The sequence below is a fragment of the Moraxella sp. CTOTU48268 genome, from assembly GCF_032069585.1.
GTDB lineage: Bacteria > Pseudomonadota > Gammaproteobacteria > Pseudomonadales > Moraxellaceae > Faucicola > Faucicola cinerea.
Genome location: NZ_DAMALV010000004.1, coordinates 114,495 through 122,295 on the forward strand (window position 1 = coordinate 114,495; position 7,801 = coordinate 122,295).

At 43.7% G+C, this 7,801-nt stretch carries 8 protein-coding genes and 1 pseudogene; 3 read left to right on the plus strand and 6 right to left on the minus strand.

The features are described from left to right. Positions 1-16: 16 nt before the first annotated feature. The 3 genes from secF (at position 17) to RT143_RS02490 (ending at position 2,384) form a co-directional block, all read left to right on the plus strand. A complete protein-coding gene (secF, locus tag RT143_RS02480) occupies positions 17-1,162 on the plus strand; it encodes a protein translocase subunit SecF (RefSeq protein ID WP_313090959.1) in 1,146 nt (381 codons plus the stop codon). A 69-nt stretch (positions 1,163-1,231) separates the two neighbouring features. Next, positions 1,232-1,939: an AzlC family ABC transporter permease gene (locus RT143_RS02485; protein WP_313090946.1), complete on the plus strand. Its 708-nt coding sequence runs from the start codon at positions 1,232-1,234 to the stop codon at positions 1,937-1,939. Between the two features lie 61 nt (positions 1,940-2,000). Beyond that, the gene (locus RT143_RS02490) at positions 2,001-2,384 is read left to right on the plus strand and encodes an AzlD domain-containing protein (protein ID WP_313090947.1); all 384 of its coding nucleotides are present in this window, start codon (positions 2,001-2,003) and stop codon (positions 2,382-2,384) included. Between the two features lie 44 nt (positions 2,385-2,428). On the opposite strand, the gene purF is transcribed toward RT143_RS02490, so the two are convergent. From purF to RT143_RS02520, 6 genes and pseudogenes are all read right to left on the minus strand, one after another. Next, positions 2,429-3,964, minus strand: a complete 1,536-nt coding sequence (gene purF / locus RT143_RS02495) for an amidophosphoribosyltransferase (RefSeq protein WP_284034001.1) — start codon at positions 3,962-3,964, stop codon at positions 2,429-2,431. A gap of 131 nt (positions 3,965-4,095) precedes the next feature. Further along, positions 4,096-4,602: a CvpA family protein gene (locus tag RT143_RS02500; protein WP_313090949.1), complete on the minus strand. Its 507-nt coding sequence runs from the start codon at positions 4,600-4,602 to the stop codon at positions 4,096-4,098. Positions 4,603-4,626: 24 nt separating this feature from the next. After that, positions 4,627-5,670 carry a quinone-dependent dihydroorotate dehydrogenase gene (locus RT143_RS02505; protein ID WP_313090952.1) on the minus strand — a complete coding sequence of 348 codons (1,044 nt, stop codon included), beginning with the start codon at positions 5,668-5,670 and terminating at the stop codon, positions 4,627-4,629. Positions 5,671-5,948: 278 nt separating this feature from the next. Then, positions 5,949-6,461, minus strand: coding sequence for a DUF4870 family protein (locus RT143_RS02510; protein ID WP_313090955.1), 513 nt, complete (start codon positions 6,459-6,461; stop codon positions 5,949-5,951). Positions 6,462-6,535: 74 nt separating this feature from the next. Next, on the minus strand, positions 6,536-7,549 hold the full coding sequence (locus RT143_RS02515; protein ID WP_313090956.1) for a hypothetical protein: 1,014 nt from the start codon (positions 7,547-7,549) through the stop codon (positions 6,536-6,538). Between the two features lie 61 nt (positions 7,550-7,610). Further along, a pseudogene (locus RT143_RS02520) lies at positions 7,611-7,801 on the minus strand (hypothetical protein); the annotation flags it as partial.

Here is a 7,801-nt window from a genome sequence, read left to right on the forward strand (position 1 = left end):
ACGTCGTAGCGATGAAATGGTATCAAATACACAGCACCGCAGAACGCCGCGCCGTAATGGTAAAGGGGTGAATAAAAATTTGGTCAAGCAGCCTGTTACTCCTACCGATACAACCCAAAACGCTGGGTTAGCGCTGGCTAACACTGCCAGTGCTGAATTTTCGGCAGAGGGTTTTGGCGGTGAAAAACTCTTTGCGGGGCGGCGTATTATTGATTTTTTAAAGGTAGCTAAACCTTTTGCCATATTTTCCGCCATCTTAACGATTCTTAGTTTGGTCGCTATTTTAACCAAAGGTTTAAATCTAGGCTTAGATTTTACTGGTGGTGTGTCAGCCACGGTAGTTTATGAGCAACCCGTGCAACAAGCCCAAGTTCAGTCAGCCTTAGCAAGCCATAAAATCAATGACAGTGTGGTGCAATATTTGGGCAGTAACAAAGAAATTTTGGTACGCCTGCCCCCGCAAAAACAAATCGAAGGGTTATCAAACTCTCTTGATGCGGCGTTAGATTTACCCAACAACAATGCCACCATCAAGAACATTGATGTGGTTGGCAGCCAAGTCGGTAATGAGATTTATATCAGCTCCTTAGGGGCAACGGCACTGGCATTAGTGTGTATGTTTATTTATGTGATGGTGCGCTTCCAAGCCAAATTAGCCTTAGGCGCGGTGTTGGCGTTATTTCATGATAGTATTATCACCGTGGGTATTTTCGCACTTTTCGGATGGCCGTTTGATTTGACCGTGCTTGCTGCGGTGTTATCACTGATTGGTTACTCGATTAACGATACCATCGTCGTCTTTGACCGTATCCGTGAGAATTTCCGCCGGGTCCGTGGTGCTAGTCCAACGCAAATTGTCAATTTATCGCTCACTGAAACGCTACGTCGTACTATTATGACCATTTCAACGGTGTTGCTGGTGGTTGTCGCGATGCTGCTGCTTGGCGGCGAAAGCTTACATTGGTTCTCAGTAGCATTGCTCATTGGCTTGATATTAGGTACTTTCTCATCAGTGTATATCGCCAGTGCAATTCCACTGTGGCTCGGTATGTCACGCAAAGACTTTATTGTCGAAGTCAAACCAGAATTTGTTGAGGACGAAGTGGTTTTTGAAGACCGCAATGCGCCTATGTACGACAACAAAGTGTTAGATAATCAATAAATGGTTTGAGCGGCAAAATACCCTACTTGCTAGGGTATTTTTATGGCTAAAATTTAAACAAGAATAGCAATGATGACAAATGAATTAATAAAAAATGGGTTATGGCAACAGGCGTTTAAAGTAAGTTTTCCTGTAGCAATGGGCTATATACCTGCAGGAATTGCCTTTGGCGTGTTGTTTGTGGCAGCAAAACTGCCTATATGGGCGGCGATTTTATCTAGTGTGGTGTTGTACGCGGGTGCGGCGCAATATGCTTCTATCGCGCTGTTAGCGGGCGGGGTTGGAATCTCAACCATCGCCAGCAATACCTTAGCGATAAATTTGCGCCATGCTTTTTATGCCATTCCTTTGTTAAAACAATTACCAACCAATCCTATCAGTCGATTTTATTGCTTGTTTGCGTTAACCGATGAAACTTTCTCCGTGTTAACCACCCTTCATGAAAATGAACGCCAAAGACTGATACTACCGGTGAGTTTGCTCAATCAGTGTTATTGGGTTATCGGTACCATATTAGGCATTTTGGTAGGTGCAGGGCTCAATGATTGGGTGCCCCATTTGGATTTTGCGTTAGTGTGCTTATTTGCTATTTTAGCCTACGAGCAGTTTAAAGCAGTCAAGGCTTACTATCCCATTTTCATTGCCATCATTGCATTTATAGCGGCGTTTTATTTTATATCCGATTGGCTTTTACTATCAGCGATTTGCGTGAGTTTGGGACTCATTATCATCCATTTTTTGATGGGCAATAAATCTGCTCATGAGCAAGCTCTCTGATAGTTCAAACTATCTGACAGCTCAACCGCTAAAAAATTTATCCATTAATCGTTAGAATATTATGAACACACCACCTGATAACTTTTATTTAGTCGCCGCTACTTTTGCCATGGCGTTGGTGACTTTTCTCACCCGCTTAACCCCACTAATTTTGCCAAAGCGATTATTGGATGCTCCCTTGTTGCTCGCGGTGAATAAAGCATTGCCATTATCCGTGATGACGCTGTTGATTTTAACTTCCTTGCATTGGCAGCAGCCCAAGCCTATGCCCAACGCTATGATTGTGAGTCTGGGCTTATCGCCATTGCTTGTGGCAGAGATATTGGCGCTTTTAGTGGTGTTGCTCAGCTATCATTGGAAAAAGCAATTACTGCTAAGTATGCTAGTAGGGATTGCTAGCCTTAATGGATTTTTATGGGGATTGAATCTGATGGGTTTTCAATAGCCATAAAAAAAGCCCAACTTGGGCTTTTTTTTATGTAGGATAACTTATACCTCGGTTTGCACCCCGACAATATCCACAGGCGTATCCGCCACGTCTTGTATCCCAGATTTTTTCTGTTTGGCTTTATCACTGCGTTTACGCTGCAATTCATCCAAATAGTCTTCATCAATACCACCGGCGATGTATTTGCCATCAAATACCGAACAGTCAAATTTTTTGGCATCGCTGTGTTTGTCTTGTACCGCTTCAATCAAATCATCCAAATCTTGGAATATCAAACGATCCGCGCCGATGATTTTACAAACGTCTTCCACACTATGACCTGAGGCAATCAGCTCATTGCGCGCTGGCATGTCAATACCATACACATTGGGATATTTGACGGGTGGCGCGGCACTGGCAAAATACACATTATTGGCGCCTGCATCACGTGCCATTTGGATAATCTCGTGGCAAGTCGTGCCACGTACAATTGAATCGTCGACCAACAATACGTTTTTATTTCTAAATTCAAAAGGCACTGCGCTTAATTTTTGACGCACCGATTTTTTGCGCTGCTGTTGCCCTGGCATAATAAAGGTGCGACCGATATAGCGGTTTTTCATAAAGCCTTCACGGTATTTTACGCCTAGATGCTGGGCAAGTTCCATCGCAGAAGTACGTGAGGTATCAGGAATAGGGATAACCACATCAATCCCGTGATCTTCGCCCCATTCTTTGATGATCTTCTGCGCCAAAGTCTCGCCCATACGCATACGGGCTTTATAAACAGAAATATTATCAATAATCGAATCTGGGCGGGCAAAATAGACATATTCAAAAATACAAGGTCTAAACTCTTTGGCTTCGACACATTGGCGACTAAAGAAGTTATTGTTTTCATCGATAAAAATCGCTTCACCGGGCTTCACATCTCGAACGATATCAAAACCCAATGCGGTTAACGCAACTGACTCAGATGCCACCACATATTCAAAACCGCCATTTTCCGCTAATCGTTGACCAAAAATCAGCGGACGAATACCATTGGGGTCACGAAATGCCAAAATACCATAGCCTGTAATCATAGCGACTACCGCATACGCGCCTTCGATACGTTTGTAGACGGATGTCATCGCTTCAAAAATATCATCGGGGCTTGGATGCTGGATACCGAGTTTTTGCATCTCATGCGCTAGCACATTGAGCAAGACTTCTGAATCAGAATCGGTATTAATATGGCGCATATCTTCCATAAACAGTTCTTTGGCAATCTCTTCTGCGTTGGTCAAATTACCATTATGCGCCAAGGTAATACCATACGGCGAATTGACATAAAAAGGCTGAGCTTCCGCACTGCTAGACGTACCAGCTGTTGGGTAACGTACATGCCCGATGCCTTGATTACCGACAAGACGCATCATGTGACGGGTCATGAACACATCGCGCACCATGCCATTTTCTTTACGCAAAAACAGACGTCCATCTTGACATGTCACAATACCCGCAGCATCTTGCCCGCGATGCTGCAGCATAGTCAGCGCATCGTATAGCATTTGATTAACCGGACTGTGAGCGGCTATACCGACAACTCCACACATATTTTACCCCTTTGATTTTTCACGGATGGCTATGAGACCTGATGAAAATTGAATGAAACTACCTTATTTGGCGGCTTAGAAGATGTTAGCCGTCAGTTAAACTTACCAATGCTATTGGCCCATTTGCCCCACTATTGACCCATTTTATCGGCAGCGGTTTTACCCAGCGTGGTAGCAAGCTGTTGGGTGATTTGGGTCGCAAAAGGTGCCATTGGCAGTAGCGCATTGGCAAACTTAGACTGCTGCCAAAAGTCACGTTGACCGACAAAAGGCGCCAATAAACTCAGCACCATCAACACAATGACCAAATTTTTGACCAAGCCAAACCCTGCGCCCGCCAATTTATCTAGAATGCTCAGTCTAAGCCCCTGCAAGGTTTTACTCATCACCCATAATACGATTTGCAGTCCTACAATGACAAATAAGCCAATTGCCAAGAATGCCGCAATGATACTAAGGCCGGTTGAGCCAGTGAATGACACAAAAAACGGTGCTAAAGGTTTTGCCAAATAACTGGCTAGCAGCAGTGCCAATAGCCAACCAAACATGCCCACCAGTGAGCGCATTAAGCCATTATTAAATCCCTGCCACAACCCCATAAACAATACAAACAACACTACCATATCTAACAAAGTCATCGGGTCAAGCTCGTATCATGGGATTTACAAATTAGACGGCGAATGTTGGCTTAGACGATAACCGTCAATGGCTTCAACACAGGTTTGAATAAGCTCAGGTCCTTCATAAATCAAACCACTATAGAGCTGAATCAAATCCGCACCTGCTTCAATTTTTTTAACCGCACGTTGACCATTGTCAATGCCGCCTACGCCGATAAGCGCAACTGAGCTCGGTAAGCGTTCGGCAAACTGCTCAAGAACTTGGGTACTACGGTGACTGAGTGGTCGACCTGATAGCCCGCCGGCTTCTTGACTGGTTTTATAATCTTCTACCCCATTACGGCTTAAGGTGGTATTGGTGGTAATCAGCCCATCAATATCAAAACGCACCAATTCTTTGGCTATATAATCAATTTGGTCTTCTTCCAAATCTGGGGCAACTTTCAGCACTAATGGTACATAATACTGATGTTGGCTAGCGAGTTGGCTGTGACGTGATTTGATACCATCAAGCAGCGCCGTGAGCGCATCACCACTTTGCAAGTCGCGCAGGTTTTTGGTATTGGGAGAGGAGATATTCACCGTAATATAAGACGCGTAAGGATACACTCGCTCTAGACAATAAATATAGTCATCTAGGGCATTTTCAACCGGCGTGCTGGCATTTTTGCCAATATTAATACCTAAAATGCCTTGATATTTTGCACGCTTGACTTGCTCAATGAGATAATCGACGCCTTTATTGTTAAATCCCATGCGATTGATAATGGCATGAGCTTCTTTGATACGAAATAGACGGGGTTTTTCATTGCCAGGCTGTGGTTTTGGGGTAATCGTACCAATTTCGATGTAGCCAAAACCCAATGCCGCTAACGCATCGATATATTCGCCGTTTTTATCAAGCCCTGCTGCCAAACCAACCGGATTGGTAAAGGTTAACCCCATACATTCGGTTATTAGTTCTTGCTTACCGTACAAAAACCCGAGCATCCCAAATTTTTGCGATTTTTCGAGTAACGATAACGTGATTTCGTGGGCTTTTTCAGGATCGGTATTAAATAAGAACGGACGAAGAAAGGCATACATAGTTGAATAAGCACTCACATTGCATGGGTGAATCTAATTGACTCTGCCCTTTATACAAGCAGAACTAACCTATTTAGCTTGAGAGATAGCAGCCGTTGACGCGCTGTCTAGACTACCTCGTCAAAATCAGAGAAGCTATTATATCAGTGTTGAGGCTAAATAAACACCTGCAATTTTCTTTACCTTAACGCCTTTAGTAACTATCATATCAGCTATCAACCCAGAGTATTTAGAGTATAGATTGTAGGATTTAGCTTTTAAAGTCTTTTAATCGAAGGTTAAGGCACAGGTCGACCATTTGACAACGCAATCCAACCACGAACAATGCGATACAGATGCCATAAGACTGTGGCGACGATTATCAGGCCGCCTAAAGCACCGACAATAAAGCTACCACCCATCGTATGATTGCTATCAACGGCGGCGCCAAAAAACAGCCCACCCGTTGCAAAAATCACCATGACAAAACCAATCACCCAAAAAAATATGCTGTACCAAAACGTTTTGATTTGCCAATCAAAGTGACTATAAAGCCACGTGTTTCTAGCCTCATCGCGCTTTAAATAATTCATCACAATCGGAATAATCCAAGTCAGTCCCGCGGTAAAATAACTAAACAGCGCCAACGCATAAGTAATGTGGTTATAACTGATTTGGCTTTGGGTCACCGGTAAGTTTTGACTAAGCTGCGTGTATTGCGGTAACGATGATGGATAACCATTCGCCCCACTACCAAATTGTGGATTGGCTGGGTCAGGTGTGTGAGCATCTGTTGGTTTTTCTAGGTTCATTATAATTTTCCATTAATGATTATTACTTTTTTTATCGGGTCGTAGTATAGAATTTCAATTGATTGTTATGGACTTTAGGGTGTTACCCAAATCGGCTCTCGAATGGTAAATGGTTGGTGGTTGCTATCGGCAAACTGAATCGTCCAATTAGCAGGCGACTGTTGCAGTATCAACGGCTCGAAGGTTGGTACTGGGATGATTTTTATGCGATTTTTTGCCGAATACAACAAATAGTTGCCATCGGGCGAAAAGTTGGCAGGTTCAGCCAATCCTTCATCATTGATAGCGATACTTTTTTTAGTTGCCATATCTGCGAGCCTGCCTTGGCTATTATCGCTGACATAAGTTATCAAACGCCCCCTAGGACTAACCCGAGCGATGGCATTGGTTTTACCAGGCAAGTTTAAAGGCAAAAATTGTTGTTTTGCAAAATGGTATTGATAAAGTTGCGGTTGTAAAAATTTGGCTTTATCCGACGTAAATATAAAGGATTGACCATCGGGCAACCACACAGGGGCTAAATCAATTGCTGGTTGATGCGTCAGTTGTTGTTTTATATTGCCGCTACTATCGGTCAAAAAAATCTCTGGATTGCCCGGTTGGCTATTTGCTAGTAACAATTGGCGCCCATCGGGGGAGATTGCGCCGCTAAAATTATGGGTGCGTTTGGCAGAAACCGCAGAAGCCCCCGAAACCTCAGTGACTTGCAAAGTCGCTCTATCAAGGATAACAACTTTAGGATAACTTTTGCCTGCTTGAACCGTAAAAATCAGGCGGTCGCCTAAGCGACTGGCGGATAAGCTCATTATCGTCCCATTGACCTCATACAAAGTCTTTGGATCGCTGCCATCGATTTGGGTTTCAATCAGCTGCGCTTGGCGATTTTCCCCAAATCCGGTTAAATAAATAAAAATTAACTTGCCTGACAGCTGGCGAGCATCCATGTGCGGCAAATTGGTGGGTGCAGTCGCTATGACTTTGGGCAATGAGGTTGAACTTTGCAGGGTGGTGTTAGATAAGGTTGTTGATGGCGAGCGCATGGTCTGACAGCCTGTCATCGCCAAGCTAATTGCCATGACAATTGCCATAACAGCGGCGCACCATAAACGAGGTAAGAGATAAACATGCTTCATGTTATTTGTAGCTTGGTTAAGGTAAAACATTATTGGCGTCTGGATTGAGCCAAAGTGGTCCATAAATCAAGCCATTGGGTACGCCATTTTGGGATGGGCTAATACTGATGGATTTGCCATTCGATACAATGGTAATGACATTTTTATTGGAATAAATATAGTGTTGTCCATTGGGTGAGACACCTGGGGCTTCACTTAACCCAACGT